14 protein-coding genes and 1 tRNA gene are annotated in these 16795 nt (G+C 66.6%); 10 read left to right on the forward strand and 5 right to left on the reverse strand.

Translation table 11 applies throughout. The annotated features are described in order from the left end of the window. Positions 1–11: 11 nt before the first annotated feature. Positions 12–461: a peptide-methionine (R)-S-oxide reductase MsrB gene (gene msrB / locus AC1MLZ_RS08275; RefSeq protein ID WP_480961220.1), complete on the forward strand. Its 450-nt coding sequence runs from the start codon at positions 12–14 to the stop codon at positions 459–461. A 60-nt stretch (positions 462–521) separates the two neighbouring features. On the opposite strand, the gene AC1MLZ_RS08280 is transcribed toward msrB, so the two are convergent. Continuing rightward, complete coding sequence (locus AC1MLZ_RS08280; RefSeq protein WP_480961221.1) at positions 522–944, reverse strand: hypothetical protein; 423 nt, start codon at positions 942–944, stop codon at positions 522–524. 132 nt (positions 945–1076) lie between these two features. Between AC1MLZ_RS08280 and AC1MLZ_RS08285 the strand changes: the two genes are divergently transcribed. Continuing rightward, positions 1077–3101, forward strand: coding sequence for an L-dopachrome tautomerase-related protein (locus AC1MLZ_RS08285; RefSeq protein WP_480961222.1), 2025 nt, complete (start codon positions 1077–1079; stop codon positions 3099–3101). A 201-nt stretch (positions 3102–3302) separates the two neighbouring features. Here the strand turns inward: AC1MLZ_RS08285 and AC1MLZ_RS08290 are convergent. Together AC1MLZ_RS08290 and cpdR are read right to left on the reverse strand one after the other, a co-directional pair. Further along, a tRNA-Val gene (locus AC1MLZ_RS08290) sits at positions 3303–3377 on the reverse strand. Positions 3378–3421: 44 nt separating this feature from the next. Beyond that, positions 3422–3799 carry a cell cycle two-component system response regulator CpdR gene (gene cpdR, locus AC1MLZ_RS08295; RefSeq protein ID WP_056065257.1) on the reverse strand — a complete coding sequence of 126 codons (378 nt, stop codon included), beginning with the start codon at positions 3797–3799 and terminating at the stop codon, positions 3422–3424. Between the two features lie 111 nt (positions 3800–3910). On the opposite strand from cpdR, the gene AC1MLZ_RS08300 reads away from it, so the two are divergent. Then, complete coding sequence (locus AC1MLZ_RS08300; protein WP_480961223.1) at positions 3911–4756, forward strand: N-formylglutamate amidohydrolase; 846 nt, start codon at positions 3911–3913, stop codon at positions 4754–4756. A gap of 21 nt (positions 4757–4777) precedes the next feature. On the opposite strand, the gene AC1MLZ_RS08305 is transcribed toward AC1MLZ_RS08300, so the two are convergent. Together AC1MLZ_RS08305 and AC1MLZ_RS08310 are read right to left on the reverse strand one after the other, a co-directional pair. Further along, complete coding sequence (locus AC1MLZ_RS08305) at positions 4778–7945, reverse strand: TRCF domain-containing protein (protein WP_480961224.1); 3168 nt, start codon at positions 7943–7945, stop codon at positions 4778–4780. A 341-nt stretch (positions 7946–8286) separates the two neighbouring features. Continuing rightward, positions 8287–9000, reverse strand: coding sequence for a FadR/GntR family transcriptional regulator (locus AC1MLZ_RS08310; protein ID WP_480961225.1), 714 nt, complete (start codon positions 8998–9000; stop codon positions 8287–8289). A gap of 162 nt (positions 9001–9162) precedes the next feature. Between AC1MLZ_RS08310 and AC1MLZ_RS08315 the strand changes: the two genes are divergently transcribed. The 7 genes from AC1MLZ_RS08315 to AC1MLZ_RS08345 all read left to right on the forward strand — a co-directional run bounded on the left by AC1MLZ_RS08315 (position 9163) and on the right by AC1MLZ_RS08345 (position 16531). After that, positions 9163–10767: a sodium/sugar symporter gene (locus AC1MLZ_RS08315; protein WP_480961226.1), complete on the forward strand. Its 1605-nt coding sequence runs from the start codon at positions 9163–9165 to the stop codon at positions 10765–10767. 2 nt (positions 10768–10769) lie between these two features. Further along, the gene (locus AC1MLZ_RS08320) at positions 10770–11633 is read left to right on the forward strand and encodes a 2-dehydro-3-deoxygalactonokinase (RefSeq protein WP_480961227.1); all 864 of its coding nucleotides are present in this window, start codon (positions 10770–10772) and stop codon (positions 11631–11633) included. Continuing rightward, the gene (locus AC1MLZ_RS08325; RefSeq protein ID WP_480961228.1) at positions 11630–12265 is read left to right on the forward strand and encodes a 2-dehydro-3-deoxy-6-phosphogalactonate aldolase; all 636 of its coding nucleotides are present in this window, start codon (positions 11630–11632) and stop codon (positions 12263–12265) included. The genes AC1MLZ_RS08320 and AC1MLZ_RS08325 overlap by 4 nt, the downstream gene beginning before the upstream one ends. Positions 12266–12321: 56 nt before the next feature. Then, entirely contained in the window at positions 12322–13443 is a 1122-nt protein-coding gene (locus AC1MLZ_RS08330; protein WP_480961229.1) for an 8-amino-7-oxononanoate synthase, read from the forward strand. Then, entirely contained in the window at positions 13440–14063 is a 624-nt protein-coding gene (gene bioD, locus AC1MLZ_RS08335; protein ID WP_480961230.1) for a dethiobiotin synthase, read from the forward strand. The genes AC1MLZ_RS08330 and bioD overlap by 4 nt, the downstream gene beginning before the upstream one ends. After that, entirely contained in the window at positions 14060–15313 is a 1254-nt protein-coding gene (locus AC1MLZ_RS08340) for an adenosylmethionine--8-amino-7-oxononanoate transaminase (RefSeq protein ID WP_480961231.1), read from the forward strand. The genes bioD and AC1MLZ_RS08340 overlap by 4 nt, the downstream gene beginning before the upstream one ends. A 129-nt stretch (positions 15314–15442) precedes the next feature. Next, the gene (locus AC1MLZ_RS08345) at positions 15443–16531 is read left to right on the forward strand and encodes an extracellular catalytic domain type 1 short-chain-length polyhydroxyalkanoate depolymerase (RefSeq protein WP_480961232.1); all 1089 of its coding nucleotides are present in this window, start codon (positions 15443–15445) and stop codon (positions 16529–16531) included. Positions 16532–16795 lie beyond the last annotated feature (264 nt).

Genomic DNA, 16795 nt, shown 5'->3' on the forward strand with positions numbered 1-16795 from the left:
AGAGGATCACCATGACCGACTACAAGAAAACCGACGAGGCGATCGCCAAGCTCACCCCCGAGCAGTTCCACGTCACGCAGCAAAGCGGCACCGAGCGGCCGGGCACCGGCGAGTATCTCAACACGCGCGAGCCCGGTCTGTACGTCGACATCGTCTCGGGCGAGCCGCTGTTCGCGTCCGCCGACAAGTTCGATTCGCATTGCGGCTGGCCGAGCTTCACCAAGCCGATCACGCCCGAGCACGTCGCCGAACTCCACGATCGCAGCCACGGCATGCTCCGTACCGAAATCCGTTCGGCGGGTGCCGACAGCCATCTCGGCCACGTGTTCGAGGATGGCCCGCAGGACAAGGGCGGCCTGCGCTACTGCATCAACTCCGCGTCGCTGCGGTTCGTCCCCCGCGCCGAAATGGAAGCCAACGGCTATGCCGCCTACCTGCCACAGGTAGACGCGGCAGGCTGAATTTATCGCGTGACGGTGTGTCGCACAGGCACGCCGTCACGTCTTGAATGACACGTCCCTTCAACGCCGGGGCGCGAGCTGCGCGCCCAGCGCCGTGACCAACCCGAACACCGCATGGTTCACGCTGTGCATGCCGATCGTCTTCGCATCGACCCGCCATCCGGGGGCTTCACGCCGAGCAACGACCCCGTGATCCAGTGCATCGCCGCATAGAACGCCGCGCCGAACACGAGGCCTGAGCCGATGATCGAAGCGTCCTCCTCGACGGTCGCAGCATAGACCGCACCCGCGCCGCAGACGGCAACAGGTGACCGCCTGCTCGCGCGATGACGGCAGCGCATCCGCAGCCGGCGTGTCGATGCCGCGTTTCTCTGCCGTCTTGCGTTCGAGCGTCACGATCTCAGACGGTTCGCCGCTCTTGCGCCCGCTCGCCATCAACAGCGCAGTGATGCCCAACCCCACACGGTCCGACCGTCCGATCATCTTTTCAAATCATCGGCTTAGCCGCTGGAACAGCAGCCTCCCGAGACTGTTTCGGTACCAGGATCCTTCGCGTCGGCCCCCTCCACCGTTAGCTTCCACCACGGGCCGACGCCCGATCCGACAAGGACCATCATGGCGATCCAAACCACGGACGATCTCGAACTCGCTTATGCCGATACCGGGCCACGCGACGGCCAGCCGGTGCTGTTGATCCACGGCTGGCCCGACGACGCATCGACGTGGGACGACGTCGTTCCCGCGCTCAACGCGGCCGGGTTGCGGACCATCGTGCCCATGTTGCGCGGCTTCGGCGCAACGCGGTTCGTGCGCGATGCACCGCGCACCGGCAACACCGCGATCCTGGCCATGGACATGATCGCGCTGATGGACGGGCTCGGGATCGAGCGGTTCATGGTGGCCGGGCATGACTGGGGATCGGGCACCGCCGAGGCCATGGCGGTCGGCTGGCCCGATCGCGTCGAGCGCATGGCAATGATCGCGTCGCCACCCCGACTGGGCGGCATGGCGACGCCACCCTTCGAACAAGCGCAACTCGACTGGTATCACTGGTTCATGGCGACCGCGCGCGGCGCCGAAGCCGTGCGCAACGACCATAAGGGCTTCGCGCACATCCACTGGGTCAACTGGTCGCCCCCCGGCTGGTTCGACGAAGCGACCTTCGCCCGCGTCGCACGATCGTTCGAGAACCCGGATTGGGCGGACGTCACGCTGCACAGCTACCGCGCGCGCTGGAACGAGGCCGAGCCCGACCCGCGCAGCCGATGGCTTGAAGACAAGGTCAAGGCGACGGAGACCCTCTCGCTGCCAACGATGTATTTCCAGGGCACGGTCGACGGCGTGAACCCGCCGTCCGCGAGCAAGGACGTGCCGAGCAAGTTCACCGGCCCGTTCGCGTTCGTCGGACTCTCGGGCGTCGGCCATTTCATCCAGCGCGAAGCCCCCGATGCGGTCGCGCGCCATCTCATCCAGCTTTTCACCGGCAATCCTGCCGACCTGTCCGACATCACCGACCGGAGCCTCATCATGTCCAAGACCAAGCCTTTCCTTGCCGGTGCCGCCGCCATCGCCGTCGTCGCCGCTGCGATCGGCGTTGCCAGTGCGCGGACCGCCGCCAGCCCCCTCACCCAAGTCGCGCAGTTCGATCATCAGGTGACCGGCGTCGCGGTGACCGCGGATGGCCGCCGCTTCGTCAACTTCCCGCGCTGGACCGACGACGCGCCGATCTCGGTCGCCGAAGTGATGAAGGACGGTTCGCTCAAGGCCTATCCGGACGCCAAGTGGAACAGCTGGCGCAACGCGAAGTCGAACGAGATGCCGGTCGGCGATTACTTCGTCTGCGTGCAGTCGATCGTCCCCGACGGCCACGGCAACCTCTGGGTGCTCGATCCCGGCGCGCCCGGCAACGAGAAGATCCTCGAAGGCGCGCCCAAGCTGGTCAAGGTCGACCTCGCCACCAACCGCGTGACCAAGGTCATCAAGGTCCCGCTCGACGTCGCGTTGCAGGGCACCTACCTCAACGACGTCCGCTTCTCGCCCGACGGCAAGACCGGCTACATCACCGATTCCGGGACACGCGGCGCGATCATCGTCATCGATCTCGAAACCGGCAAGGGCTTCCGCGCGCTCGACGGCCACGGCTCGACGCAGATCGACAAGACCGTGAAGGTGATGACCGACGGCAAGCCGCTCGTCCGCTCCGACGGTCGCCAGCCTGCCTTCGCCGCAGACGGCATCGCGATCTCGAACGACGGCAAGACGCTTTATTACCAGGCACTTACCGGCAAGACGCTCTATTCGATCGACACGGTATTGCTGCGCGAAAGCGTCAGCGAGGCAACGCGGGCCGAGGGCGTAAAGACGGTAGCGCAGACGCACGTCGCCGATGGCCTGTGGATGAGCAGGGCGGGCACGCTGTACCTGACGTCGCCGGTGAACAATGGCATAACCCGGCTGGTCGGCGATCATGTCGAGCCCGTGCTGACCGACGCCCGCCTGCGCTGGCCCGACACGTTCTCGGAAGGCGCGGACGGCCGCATCTACGTCACCGCCAGCCACATCCAAGACACCAACTGGTTCAAGCCCGGCGCGCCGGCTTCGCTGAAGACCGAGCTGTTCTCGTTCGCACCCGTGAACTGAGGCTAGTAACCGGCCGATCGGTTCGGTCATGTGTCCGGTGGCAGATCTATCGGACGCAGTCGAACAAACTGAAGTCCAAGACCGCATCGGCGCCGAATACCGCTGGGATCGACGAGAGACCTGCGGGTCCCGAACAGGGCACCGCTTGCGCTCCAGGCAAATAAAAACCCCGCTAGCCCATGGGACTAGCGGGGTTTTCAATGGTGGGCGTGGCAAGGATTGAACTTGCGACCCCTGCGATGTCAACACAGTGCTCTACCACTGAGCTACACGCCCGCCGGAGGGCTCCACTAGCCGCGGTCTTCGCGGCGTGCAAGCCCTCAATGCATGCCCGTCACATTATCCATCTCGAACAGCCGATCGACTTCGGCGACCAGGTCGCGCAGGTGGAACGGCTTGGACAGGACGCGCGCCTGCGGCATCGCCCGCCCGGCCTTCAACGTCACCGCTGCAAAGCCCGTGATGAACATCACGCGCAGGTCCGCGCACATCTCGCCAGCCTTCTGCGCCAGCTCGATGCCGTCCATCTCGGGCATGACGATATCGGTCAGCAACAGGTCGAACGTCTCGGTTTCGAGCAACGGAATCGCCGCCGTCCCCCGATCGACCGCGGTCACGGCATAGCCCGAGCGTTCGAGCGCCCGAGTCAGATACTCGCGCATGACCTGATCGTCCTCGGCCAGCAGAATTCGCAGCATCGATCTAAAGTCCCGTTTTCACACGCACATCCTGGTCCCGCTCCTAGCCACAAAGTGGTTAACATTTCCAGGTCGATTGCCCGCACCGAACAGGCGCTCTAGCGTGTCGTCATGCATGCATCCCCGTTCGAGCGCCTGGGCGCAATGCCGCCCGTGAGCCCGGTGGTGATGTCCGTGCCGCATGCGGGGCGAGACTATCCGCTAGCGCTGAAGACGGCGTTGCGCGTGCCGCTGTCGGGGTTGCTGCCGCTCGAGGACCGGTTGGTCGATGCCGTCGCGCGCGCGGCGCGTACCGACCAGACGACGATCGTGCAGTCGCGTGCCCGTGCCTGGATCGATCTCAACCGCAGCGAGGACGAGCGTGACCCCCTGCTCGACGAAGGCGCGCGGTCGCTTCCGCCCGCGCAACAATCCGCCAAGCTGCGAAGCGGTCTCGGGCTCGTGCCGCGACGCGCGTCGGGTGCGGGCGATCTCTGGGCACGGCGGTTCACCGACGCCGAGGTCACCGCCCGGATCGCCAACGATCATCGCCCCTATCACGCCGCGCTCGCAGCGGCGCTGGCAGCAGCACAAGCGCGATTTGGCATAGCGGTGCTGCTCGATGTCCATTCGATGCCGCAGCTCGGCCCCGGCGGCACCCGCATCGTGCTCGGCGACCGGTTCGGCCATGCCGCCGCCCCGCGGTTCGTCTCGCGGGTCGAGGACGAATGCATCGCGCGCGGTTTCTCGACCGCGATCAATACGCCCTATGCAGGCGGGCATATCCTCGAACGCCATGCGCGCCCCACTACCGGTATCCATGCGATCCAGCTCGAACTCGACCGCACGCTCTATCTCGACCGCAAGCTGCATGCGCCGGGCGCCGGCTTTCCGCGGGTCGTCGATCTGGTACGATCGATACTGGCCGCGCTCGCCGACGAAGCGCTCTCCACCCCACTTGCAGCCGCCGCAGAATAACCAAGGCCGATCAGCCGCCGCTTACCCGATCACCGCATCCAGCAATTCCTCGATCCGACCCGCGCGTTCGATCGGGTCGGTAATGCCCTCCGCCGCAATCCATCGACCGTTCTTCTCGACGAGATCGCCGAGCGGTTTCACCGCCCCGCGAACCTGCGGCGTAAACGCGATTGCCGCAGGGCCGGCGTCGATCCGTCGAATGCCCGCCGAACGTGCAAGCATGCGTATCCGCGCGGCCTGCAACAGGTTGCGCGCCGCGTCGGGCGTCTTGCCGAACCGGTCGTCGAGTTCGGCCTCGAACAGATCGAGTGCCGCGATATCCTCCAGCCGCGCCAGCCGCCCATACAAGGACAGTCGCATCTCCATTTCCGGAATCCACGTCTCCGGCAGTATCCCGCCCATTTCGAGATGCAACTCGGGCACCCAATGGTCGACGATCTCGCCCCCGTCGCGTTCGACGCGCGCGAGGCGCAGGGCGCGACCGAACAGATGCTGGTACAGGTCGATACCGATCAGCTTCATGTGCCCGGCCTGCGCCTCGCCGACCAGATCGCCCGCCCCCCGCAGGTCGAGATCGCGCGCACTGATCGCAAACCCTGCCCCAAGCCGGTCGAACGCCTGGAGCGTGCGCAACCGCTTCAACGTGGCCTCGGCGATCGTCGCCTCGCCGTCGGTCAGCAGCATCACCTGCCCGCGCCGTCCGCTCCGTCCCACGCGGCCGCGCAACTGGTGAAGCTGCGACAGGCCGAAACGGTCCGCGTGATGCACGATCATCGTGTTCGCGCGCGGCACGTCGAGTCCCGCCTCGATGATGTTGGTCGCGAGCAGCACGTCGCCGTCGCCCGCGGCAAACGCCACCATCGCCTCGTCGATATCGCCCGCGGGCATCTTTCCATGCGCCTGGACGAGACCGAGTTCAGGCACCAGCTTTGCAAGCTTGGCGGCAAGCGGCGCCATGTCGTCGATCCGCGGCACCACGACGAAGCTCTGTCCGCCCCGCGCCCGCTCGCGCCGCAACGCTGCACGCACGGTCGCGTCGTCGAACAGCGCCACCGACGTACGGATCGGCTGGCGGCGAGCAGGCGGCGTCGCGATCACCGACAGCCCCTGCAACCCGATCATCGCGGATTGCAGCGTGCGCGGAATAGGTGTCGCGCTCAGTGTCAGCACGTGACCCACGCCAAGCGCATGCAGCTTTGCCTTGTCGGCCGCACCGAAGCGCTGCTCCTCGTCGACAACGACCAGCGCGAGGTCCTTGTACGCGACCCCCTTCCCGGCGATCGCGCCGGTGCCGATCACGACTCCGATCGAGCCATCCGCGAGCCCCGCCTTCACACGCGTTTTCTCAGCCGCGCTCGACAGTCGGGAGAGTCCGGCAACGACGATACCGGTGCCTTCGAACCGCTTGGCGAACGTTGCGATGTGCTGGCGGACAAGCACCGTGGTCGGCGCGGCGATCGCGACCTGCCGCCCGGCCAGCGCAACGGCGGCGGCTGCGCGCAACGCGACCTCGGTCTTCCCGTAACCGACGTCGCCGATCACGAGCCGGTCCATCGGCTTGCCGCTCGCAAGGTCCGCCAACGTCGCCGCGATCGCTCGCGCCTGATCGGGCGTCTCGGTGAAGGCGAAACCGGCGGTAAAGCGTTCGTAGCGCGCGCGATCCGGCTCGATCGGGTCGGTTTTGCGCGCATCCCGTTCAGCCGCGATTGCAGCCAGGTCTCGCGCGCTCTCGGCGATTGCGGCATCGATCGCGCCGCGGCGCTTCTGCCAGGACGAACCATCGAGCGCATCGAGCGTCACCGCGTCGGCATCCGCACCATAGCGCCAAATGCGATCGGCTTCGAGGACCGGAACGAGGCGACGGCCTTCCTTGGCATATTCGAGGACGATCGCATCGCCTCCCGAGTTCGGCAGCGCTTCCAGGCCACGAACCACGCCGATCCCGAACTCCTCATGGACGACCACGTCGCCGCATTGCAGTTCGCTCGCCAGCCCCGACAAGGCATTCGCGCCACTGCCGGCGATCTCGTCGCCTCGCGCCCGGCCGCCAAGCAGATCCGCGCCCGCAACGACCGTCGTACCGGCCGCGACGAAGCCACGATCGACCGGCGCCACGAGCAGCAGTGCGGTGCCCGGTTTCGCCGCGACCACCTCCGTCCAGCGATCGACCACCGTGAACGCGATCCTGGCAGCGCGCTCCAGCCGCGGTTGCAGGAACCGCAGGTCGCGCGGCGAACCGACGATCAGCAGGCGCCCGTCGGCCAGAACATCCTTGGCAAAGCGGGCGAAGGCGCGGGCGGGATCGCGACGCTCGACAAAGCGCGGTGGCATGTCGTCGAGAATCTCGAACGCCAGCGTCTCCCGTTTCGCCGCTTCGCCATTCCAGGCCTTCTCCTCCACCAGATCGGCAGCGGCCTTGCGACGGGGCAATCCATCCGTGGCGATGGCTAGGAAGCGATTGCGCCGCTTCTCGGCATCGCGGTCGAAGGCGATCGCGGCATCGGGCAGATGCGTCAGGATCGATACGCCCTTCTCGACGACCGGCTCCGTCGCGCGTCCGAGCTCGATCACCTCGACATCGTCGCAGCCAAGCTGTGAAACCGGGTCGTACTCGCGCAACGCGGTGATGCGATCCTCGGCAAACTCGATCCGGACGGGGTTTTCGCGATCGGCGGGAAATACGTCGATGACGCCGCCACGAACCGCGATCTCGCCCGGCTCGTCGACGCGGTCGTCATTCTGATAGCCGATACCCGTCGTGAGGGCCGCAAACGCGTCGACGTCCATCGTATCGCCGACCGCCAGCCGAGGCGGCGCCGCATCGAACATCGCGGGCGGCGGATAGCGTACCGCAGTCGCCTCGGCAGTGGTCACCAGCAGGATCGGGCCGGTGTCATCATCGGACCCGGCCCGCAACCGGCGCAACGCCGCAACCCTGCGCCCGACATTGGCGGGGGACGCCGGCGCATCGTCACCCGGCAACGCATCGCTCGACGGCAGATGCACCACCAACGCGTCCGGCGCGAGCGCGGTCACGACGGCGGCGATCTCAGTCGCGCGCTGGTCGTCGGCCGCGACATAGACAAGATTTCCCTGGGACATCGCCTCGACGATCGCCACCGCGATCGGTGCCGCCGCCACGACCGGCGTCGCGCTGTCATTCTCTACCCGTCGACCGACCTGAAGCACCAATACACATCCTTATTTTTGGGATGAACGTGATCCGGGTGCGGCCGTTCCAGCAATCCTATCCTTAATCAGCTAGTTTGTTGAAGCATCAAGCGTTCGAGAACGCGCTACACCAGCCGATGAGGCAGTACGTTCGCCATTGGTCGACCGGAGCCGTACGAACCGCTCGAAGATCGCCCGACACCGGTAATGGCCGGGCGGGGCTTGCCCCGTAGCTGTCCAGGCAGTCATCAGCGGCTGTTATATTGTCCGACTAATTGTAAGGCATCGGTGCGGCGTATCCGGGGCTGTCGATGCGCTATACGGCTGTGCAATCGATGGCGCGCTTCTCCGCGATCGCCCTATTCTTCACCAATCAGTGTCAGCACGTCGCCGATGATCCGCGTCATCGCGACCTTGGCGGCCGCCGGATCGCGCGCGATGATCGCATCGGCCACTGCGGCATGATCGGCGATATTGGCTGAGCGTCCCTTGATCCGGTTGGTGAAGCGGATCGAGGTGCGCAGCGCAGTCGACACCACCGACTGGAACTGCGCATAGAACGGATTCTTCGACGCACGCATGATCGCCACGTGAAAAGCGATATCGGCCTCCAGCGGATCGGTCAGCCCTGCCTCGCCCGCTTCCATCTGCGCAAGCCCGCTGCGGATCGCCTGGATATCGTCCGCATCGCCGTACCGTGCCGCCAACGCTGCCGCCTCTGGCTCGATGCCCACACGCAACTGGTTGAAATGGCGCAGCAATTCGACCGAGAATTTGCGCTCCAGCGTCCACCGCAGCACATCGGTATCGAACAGGTTCCATGCGCTCGCCGGCTGCACCACGGTTCCCTGTCGAGGACGCGCGCTGACCAAGCCCTTGGCGGTCAGCATCTTGACCGCCTCGCGCGTGACGGAACGGCTGACGCCATGCGTCTTGGCGATCTCCGCCTCGGTCGGAAACGGGCGGCTCTCGTATCGCCCGGTCACGATCGCGCGGCCGAGCGTATCGAGCATCCCGTGCGTCAGGTTACGGCCCACTACGGTCACGACGGGCGCATTGTCACTGTCTGTCATATCGGTCGCCATCGTTCGAAGTTCTGACGCAACATTGCGAGCCTGTCACGCATCTAACAAACTATCGCTACGATCCGTTTACTGGACTTTCGATATTTGTCGTATAAATATCGTAGCGCCGGTCAATGGGAACGATGCGAACCGGGTGGAAGAGGAACGCGCATGAGCCTGTCCGGCATCGATCTGACCGTCGTCATCGTCTACGCGATCGGCATATTCGGCCTCGCGCAATGGGTATCGCGCGACAAGGGCGGCAAGGCGAAGGACAGCGCCGACTATTTCCTCGCGTCCAAATCGCTGCCCTGGTGGGCGATCGGTGCATCGCTGATCGCTGCCAACATCTCTGCCGAACAGATCGTCGGCATGGCCGGCTCGGGCTATGCGATCGGCCTTGCGATCGCGTCGTACGAATGGATGGCGGCGCTCACGCTGCTGATCGTCGGCAAATTCTTCCTGCCGATCTTCCTGCGCAACGAGATCTACACGATGCCGCAGTTCCTCGAACAGCGCTACGGCCCGTCGATCCGCACGCTGATGGCGGTGTTCTGGCTGGGCTTGTACGTCTTCGTGAACCTCACTTCGATCATCTGGCTCGGCTCGATCGCAGTCAATCAGGTCGCCGGGATCAACCAGGATGTCGCACTGATCGGCCTCGGCCTGTTCGCGCTCCTGTATCAGTTGAAGGGCGGGCTGAAGGCGGTCGCGCTCACCGACATCGTCCAGGTGACGCTGCTGGTCGTCGGCGGGCTGATCGTGTCGGCTCTGGCGCTACGCGAACTCGGTGGCGACACCGGGATGATCGGCGGCTTCTACCGTCTGACGAGCCAGGCGCCCGAGCATTTCCACATGATCCTGTCGAAGGATAACGCGTTCTACAAGGATCTGCCGGGCATATCGGTGCTGGTCGGCGGGATGTGGATCGCGAACCTCAGCTACTGGGGCTTCAATCAGTATATCATCCAGCGCGCGCTCGCCGCCAAGTCGCTCGGCGAGGCACAGAAGGGCATCGTGTTCGCCGCGTTCCTGAAGCTGCTGATGCCGCTGGTGATCGTCCTGCCCGGCATCGCCGCGGTGATCCTCGCGCCCGATCTCGCCAAGCCAGACCAAGCCTATCCGACGATGATGCGCCTGCTACCCCCCGGCCTGCTCGGACTGGTGTTTGCAGCACTGATCGCCGCGATCGTCGCGTCGACCGCATCGAAGATCAATTCGATCGCAACGATCTTCACGCTCGATCTCTACGCCAAGCGCCGCGGTGCGACCTCGATCGCCGAGGATGGTTCGACAAAGGTCGCGGATCCCGCGGTCGAGCGCAATCTCGTCAAGGTCGGGCGGATCGCCGCCGCCGTCGCGATTGTGCTGGCGATGGTCACCGCACGACCATTGCTCGGAAAGTCGGACCAGGCGTTCCAGTATATCCAGGAATATACCGGCTTCTTTACGCCCGGCATCGTCGTGATCTTCATGCTCGGCCTGTTCTGGAAGCGTGCGACCGAGGCGGGCGCGCTGATCGCTGCGGTCGCGTCATTCGCGATCTCGCTGCTGCTGAAATACGCCGCGCCGGAAATCCCGTTCCTGAACCGGATGCTGATCGCGTTCGTGATCGCGCTGGTGTTGGCGGTGGTCGCCTCGCTGGTCCGCCCGCAATCGAGCGCGGCCAACCGCATCGTCACGGCCGACGTCGACTATGCCACGACGCGCGGGTTCGATATCGCAGCGGTCGGCGTGGTGATGATCCTCGTCGCGCTGTATGCAACATGGTGGTGAATATGGGTACGTTTATCGCGGTAGACTGGGGCACGACCAACCGACGCGCGTTCCGGATCGAGGACGGCGAGGTCGTTGCGACCGAGCGTGACGATCGCGGCGCGGCCAACGTCGCGGCGGGCGAGTATGAGGCAGACGTCGCCGGCATCCGCGACCGGCTCGGCGACCTGCCGATGCTGCTCGCAGGAATGGTCGGCTCGAACATCGGCTGGCGCAGCGTACCTTATGTCGCCGCCCCGGCGGGTCTTGCCGAAGTTGCCGCCGCGCTCGCCCGGATCGACGACCGTACCGCGATCGTCCCCGGCCTGTCGTACCGCGACGGACTGCACGCGGATGTGATGCGCGGCGAGGAAGTCCAGTTGCTCGGCGCGGTGGCCGCCGACCTGGTGCCGCCCGACGCTTTGCTCTGCCAACCCGGCACGCATTGCAAATGGGCGACCGTCGAGGGCGGCAGGATCGCCCGGTTCACCACCGCGATGACCGGCGAACTCTTCGCCCTGCTCCGCGCGCACGGCGTGCTGTCGCGCCAGCTTGGCCATCCGGTCGAGCCGGGCGCAGCGTTCCTCGAGGGCGTCGCGGAGGGTGCGCGGCGCGATCTCGCCGCCAGCCTCTTCGCGATCAGGGCGCGCGGCGTGCTCGGGATCGCCGACGACGCGCACGCCGCCTCGTTCGCGAGCGGCCTGCTGATCGGCGCGGATACCGCCGCCCGGATCGAACCCGGCGCAACCGTCCACATCCTCGCCGACCCCGCGCTCGGCGCACTCTATGCCAGCGCGATCGATGCGCTCGGCGGCACGTCGCACCATATAGACAGTCAGGCCGCGTTCGTGGCCGGCATCACCCGCATCCAGGATCTCGCCGCATGACCGATCACCGCCAAGCCTTTGACGACGCCTTCGCGAAATGCCCGCTGATCGCGATCCTGCGCGGGGTGAAGCCCGACGAGGTCGAGGCGATCGGCGAAGCGCTGGTCGATGCCGGCTTCACGATCCTCGAAGTGCCGATGAACTCGCCTGACCCGCTCGACAGCATCGCGCGGTTATCCCGCACGCTGAAGGGCCGTGCGGTGGTCGGCGCAGGCACGGTCTTGCGGGTCGAGGACGTCGAGGCAGTCGGCGCGGCCGGCGGCACGCTGATCATCGCCCCCAACGCCAACGTGCGCGTGATCGCCGCGGCGGTGGAGAAGGGCTATGTCGCACTCCCCGGCATCGCGACCCCGACCGAGGCGTTCGCGGCACTCGACGCAGGCGCAGCCGCGCTGAAGCTCTTCCCCGCCGAAGCCGCCGGCCCCACGGTGCTGAAGGCGATGCGTGCGATCCTCCCAAAGGATACGCGCGTGCTGCCGGTCGGCGGGATCGTGCCGGAGGTCATGGCGGACTGGCGCAAGGCAGGGGCAACCGGGTTCGGCCTTGGCTCGGCACTGTACGCGCCAGGGATGACTGCGGCGGATGTCGGCGCACGGGCGCGCGGGTTCATCGCGGCGTTGCAGGCGGGGTAACGCCTCGGTCCATCCGCGCTATCGTCTTCGCCGCGCGTTGCGGTTAGGGCGTCGCGATGATGTTCGCCGATCAGCAACGAGACCTTGCCAAGCTTGCGACGGCGGACCGGTACCGATCGCTCCGGCCGCGCGCGGGTGTGGACTTCGCCTCGAACGATTATCTCGGCCTCGCCTCTTCGCCCCGCCTGCGAACGGCGATGGTCGACGCACTTGGGCGCGGCGTCTCCGTCGGATCGGGCGGCTCTCGACTGCTTCGCGGCAATGCGCCCGAGCATGAGGCGCTGGAGGCGGATGCCGCACGGTTCTTCGGCACCGAAGCTGCGTTGTTCTTTGCCAGCGGGTACATCGCCAACACGATCCTGTTCGCGACATTACCGCAGCGGGGCGACCTGATCGTCCACGATGCACTGATCCACGCTAGCGCCCATGAGGGCATGCGCCTCACGCGGGCGACGTTTACGCGCGCGGCCCATAACGATGCGGGCGCCTTCGAAGACACGATCGTCGCATGGCGCGCAGGCGGTGGCACCGGCCGCGCGTGGATCGCGGTCGAGAGCCTCTACAGCATGGACGGCGACCGCGCACCGCTGACCGCGTTGGCGGAGATCGCCGACCGGCACGACGCGATCCTGCTGATCGACGAGGCGCACGCAACCGGCGTGTTCGGCACCGATGGCTGCGGGTTGGCCGAAGGTCTCGATGGCCGCGAGAACGTCATCAGCTTGCGGACCTGCGGCAAGGCCTTGGGATGCGAGGGTGCGCTGTTGTGCGGACCAGCGGTCATGCGCGAATTCATCGTCAACCGCGGCCGGGGCTTCATCTTCTCGACGGCACCGTCGCCGCTGATGGCGCTTGCGGTCGGTGAGGCATTGCGGATCATCGCCGAAGAATCGGCACGGCGCGACCGGCTGTGGGGCCTGATCGCAGCGGCGGAGCGCGTGCTTGCGCCATTCGGCGTCGCCGCGACGGGATCGCAGATCCTGCCGCTGCTGCTCGGCGATGCGGCACGGACGATGCGCGTCGCCGGCGCGATCCAGGCGGCCGGGTTCGACGTGCGCGGCATACGGCCACCGACCGTACCCGAAGGCGGGTCGCGGTTGCGGATCTCGTTGACGCTGAACGCAACGGTCGCGGATATCGAAGCTTTGGGCAGGGTGATGGAAGAGGCACTGCAATGACCGGAACGATCGTCGTTACCGGGACGGACACCGATATCGGCAAGACGGTGTTCGCCGCCGGACTGACCGCGGCGCTGGGCGCGCGATACTGGAAACCGGTGCAGGCGGGGCTCGCGGACGGCAGCGACGCAACGTCGGTCGTGGCGCTCGGCGTGGCCGCGGACCTCGTCCTGCCCGAAGCATACCGGCTGACGACCCCGTGCTCGCCGCATCTCGCCGCCGAGATCGACGGGGTCACGATCGATCCGGTCCTGCTCGCGCTCCCCATCGTCGAAGGACCGCTGGTGGTCGAGGGTGCAGGCGGGGTGATGGTACCCGTCACGCGCAAACTGATCTTCGCGGACCTCTTTGCACGCTGGGGCAAACCGGTCGTGCTCGTCGCGCGCACCGGGCTCGGCACGATCAACCACAGCCTGCTCTCGATCGAGGCGCTGCGCAGCCGCGGTGTCCCGATCCTCGGTATCGCGTTCGTCGGCGATGCGGTCGAGGACAGCGAGGCGACGATCGCCACGCTCGGCAAGGTCCGCCGACTCGGTCGCCTGCCCCGCCTCGATCCGCTGAACGCCAAGACCCTCGTCGAGGCGTTCGCCGCGAACTTCGACCTGACGTCGTTCCGGTGAGCGACTCCCCCGTCTGGCATCCCTTCACGCAGCACGGCCTGCGCGAACCGATCCCGCTCGTCACGCACGCCGACGGCGCCGCGCTCTACACGTCCGATGGCCGGCGGATCGTCGATGCGATCTCGTCCTGGTGGGTGACGACGCATGGCCACGCCAACCCAAGGATCATGGCGGCGATCGCCGAACAGGCGGGCAAGCTCGACCAGATCATCTTCGCCGGCTGGACGCATCAACCCGCCGAAGACCTCGCGCGCGGCCTCACCGCGATCATGCCGGCCGAACTCACCCGGGTCTTCTTCTCGGACTCAGGCTCGACCAGCGTCGAGTGCGCGCTGAAGATGGCGCTCGGCTATTGGCTCGACCGCGGCGAGGATCGCCACCGCATCCTGGTGCTTGAGCACGGCTATCACGGCGACACGATCGGCGCGATGTCGGTCGGCGCGCGCGGCGTCTTCAACCGCGCCTACGAGCCTTTGCTGTTCGACGTCGGCACGATCCCGTTCCCCGCCGCGGGCCAGGAACAGGTCACACTCGACGCACTGGAGAGGGCCTGCGCCGCGCACCCGGCCGCGTTCATCGTCGAGCCGCTGCTGCTCGGCGCGGGCGGGATGCATATCTATCCGGCGCACATCCTTGCCGAGATGCGGCGGATCTGCGCAACGCACGGCGTCCTGTTCATCGCCGACGAGGTGATGACCGGCTGGGGCCGCACCGGCACGTTGCTCGCGTGCGAACAGGCCGGCGTGGTCCCCGACATCCTGTGCCTGTCGAAGGGGCTTACCGGCGGCGCGATCCCGCTGGCGGTGACGATGGCGACCGAGGCTGTCTACCAGGCGCATTACGGCACCGACCGTGCGCGGATGTTCTTCCACTCGTCGAGCTACACCGCCAACCCGATCGCCTGCGCCGCCGCCAACGCGAACCTGGCCCTATGGCGCGACGAGCCGGTTCGCGATCGGATCGCCGATCTCGCCGCGCGTCAGGCGGCTCGGCTGGAGGCCCTCGCCCGGCATCCGCGTATCGCCAACGCCCGCGCGATCGGCACCATAACGGCGGTCGAACTGCGAGGCGAGGATGGCTATCTATCGCAGATCGGCCCGCGCCTGCTCGCGTTCTTCGGCGACCGCGATCTGTTGCTCCGCCCACTCGGCAACACCGTGTACGTCATGCCGCCCTATTGCATCGACGATACCGATCTCGACCAGATTTATGCGGCGATCGGCGAAGCCTGCGACACGATCCGGCACTGACCCTGACGTTCTTGCTGCACTGCAGCAACAAATAATGTACATGCGGCGTTGAGATAAGATCGCGGCCGAGTACGCTTGCGACGAAAAGGTCCGATTTACGTGAGAAACATCGCCGATACCATTGCTCGCATGGCGCGTGCCGGGACCCCGACACCGCGCGACGCCGCGCCGAGCCGCCTGACGCCGCTGACCGAGTTCGGGACCAATCCGGGCGCGTTGCTCGGCTACAGCTACGTCCCCGCCAACCTGCCGCCGGGCGCGCCACTGGTCGTCGTCCTGCACGGCTGCACGCAGACCGCAGCCGGATATGACCACGGATCAGGCTGGTCGAAGCTTGCGGATCGCGCCGGCTTTGCGCTGGTCTTCCCAGAGCAGACACGCGCGAACAACCCCAATCTCTGCTTCAACTGGTTCGCGTCGGAGGACACCGCGCAGGCGGGCGGCGAGGCGGAATCGATCGCGCAGATGACCGAGACGATGATCGCGCGCCACGCTCTCGACCGCAGCCGCGTGTACGTCACCGGGCTGTCGGCAGGGGGCGCGATGACGATGGCGATGCTCGCAACCCGGCCGGACCTGTTCGCGGGCGGCGCGGTGATCGGCGGGCTGGCCTACGGGACGGCGACCGGCGTGTCGCAGGCGCTCGACCGGATGCGCGGGCACGGCGACACCAGCGATACCGCGCTGGTCGACGCGGTCCGCAGCGGTTCGCGCGGGCATGACGGGCGCTGGCCGACGCTCGCGATCTGGCACGGCGGCGCGGATGCGACGGTGAGCGTGGCGAACGCGGACACGATCGCGCGACAGTGGCGCGGCGTCCACGGCGTCGATGCCAAGTCGATGCGTACGGAGCGGGTAGGAACCGCCGTCCACCGGATCTGGTCGAATGCGGAAGGACGCGACGTTGTCGAGGACTGGACCGTGCCGGGCATGGGTCATGGAACGCCGATCGATCCATTGCGTGGCGAACGACTGGGTGCGGCTGGGCCGTTCATGCTCGACGTCGGTATTTCGAGCACGGCGGTGATCGCCAAGTCCTGGGGCCTGGTTGCGACGGCAAAGGCGGAGACTGCGGCTAAGCCGGCACCGGTCGAACGCGTCGCCAAGATCGCGATCCCGGTCTCGTCGAAACCCGCGCCGAAGCCTCGCGCCGAGGCACCCGCCGGGATCCAGGCCACGATCGAGAACGCCCTCCGCGCTGCCGGGCTGATGCGGTAGCGTTCCGTCGGAGAACTCCGGCTCGTTCAATACAGAACGCTGGATACAGGGTCGCCTCGCCTGCGCCACCGCGCGTATATAGTCGTCGTCCCAGCGAAAGCTGGGGTATCCTACGAGGCAGATGACGCACGCCCCATGATAATATCCCAGCTTTCGCTGGGATGACGGAGTTTGGGAGCAGCGCGCGCATCGAGGATGCGATCGTTCGCCCCGTGAACCAGCGCCCACGAACTAACAAAGTCCCTCTGCCTCGATCCTTCCCTG

It is taken from the genome of Sphingomonas sp. PEI4, assembly GCF_056679955.1.

Excerpts from the sequence above, each read along its gene's own strand:
- msrB (WP_480961220.1), top strand. The coding sequence starts at position 12 with ATGACCGACTACAAGAAAACCGACGAGGCGATCGCCAAGCTCACCCCC.
- AC1MLZ_RS08280 (WP_480961221.1), bottom strand. The coding sequence starts at position 944 with ATGATCGGACGGTCGGACCGTGTGGGGTTGGGCATCACTGCGCTGTTG.
- AC1MLZ_RS08285 (WP_480961222.1), top strand. The coding sequence starts at position 1,077 with ATGGCGATCCAAACCACGGACGATCTCGAACTCGCTTATGCCGATACC.
- cpdR (WP_056065257.1), bottom strand. The coding sequence starts at position 3,799 with ATGCTGCGAATTCTGCTGGCCGAGGACGATCAGGTCATGCGCGAGTAT.
- AC1MLZ_RS08300 (WP_480961223.1), top strand. The coding sequence starts at position 3,911 with ATGCATGCATCCCCGTTCGAGCGCCTGGGCGCAATGCCGCCCGTGAGC.
- AC1MLZ_RS08310 (WP_480961225.1), bottom strand. The coding sequence starts at position 9,000 with ATGACAGACAGTGACAATGCGCCCGTCGTGACCGTAGTGGGCCGTAAC.
- AC1MLZ_RS08315 (WP_480961226.1), top strand. The coding sequence starts at position 9,163 with ATGAGCCTGTCCGGCATCGATCTGACCGTCGTCATCGTCTACGCGATC.
- AC1MLZ_RS08320 (WP_480961227.1), top strand. The coding sequence starts at position 10,770 with ATGGGTACGTTTATCGCGGTAGACTGGGGCACGACCAACCGACGCGCG.
- AC1MLZ_RS08325 (WP_480961228.1), top strand. The coding sequence starts at position 11,630 with ATGACCGATCACCGCCAAGCCTTTGACGACGCCTTCGCGAAATGCCCG.
- AC1MLZ_RS08330 (WP_480961229.1), top strand. The coding sequence starts at position 12,322 with ATGATGTTCGCCGATCAGCAACGAGACCTTGCCAAGCTTGCGACGGCG.
- bioD (WP_480961230.1), top strand. The coding sequence starts at position 13,440 with ATGACCGGAACGATCGTCGTTACCGGGACGGACACCGATATCGGCAAG.
- AC1MLZ_RS08345 (WP_480961232.1), top strand. The coding sequence starts at position 15,443 with ATGGCGCGTGCCGGGACCCCGACACCGCGCGACGCCGCGCCGAGCCGC.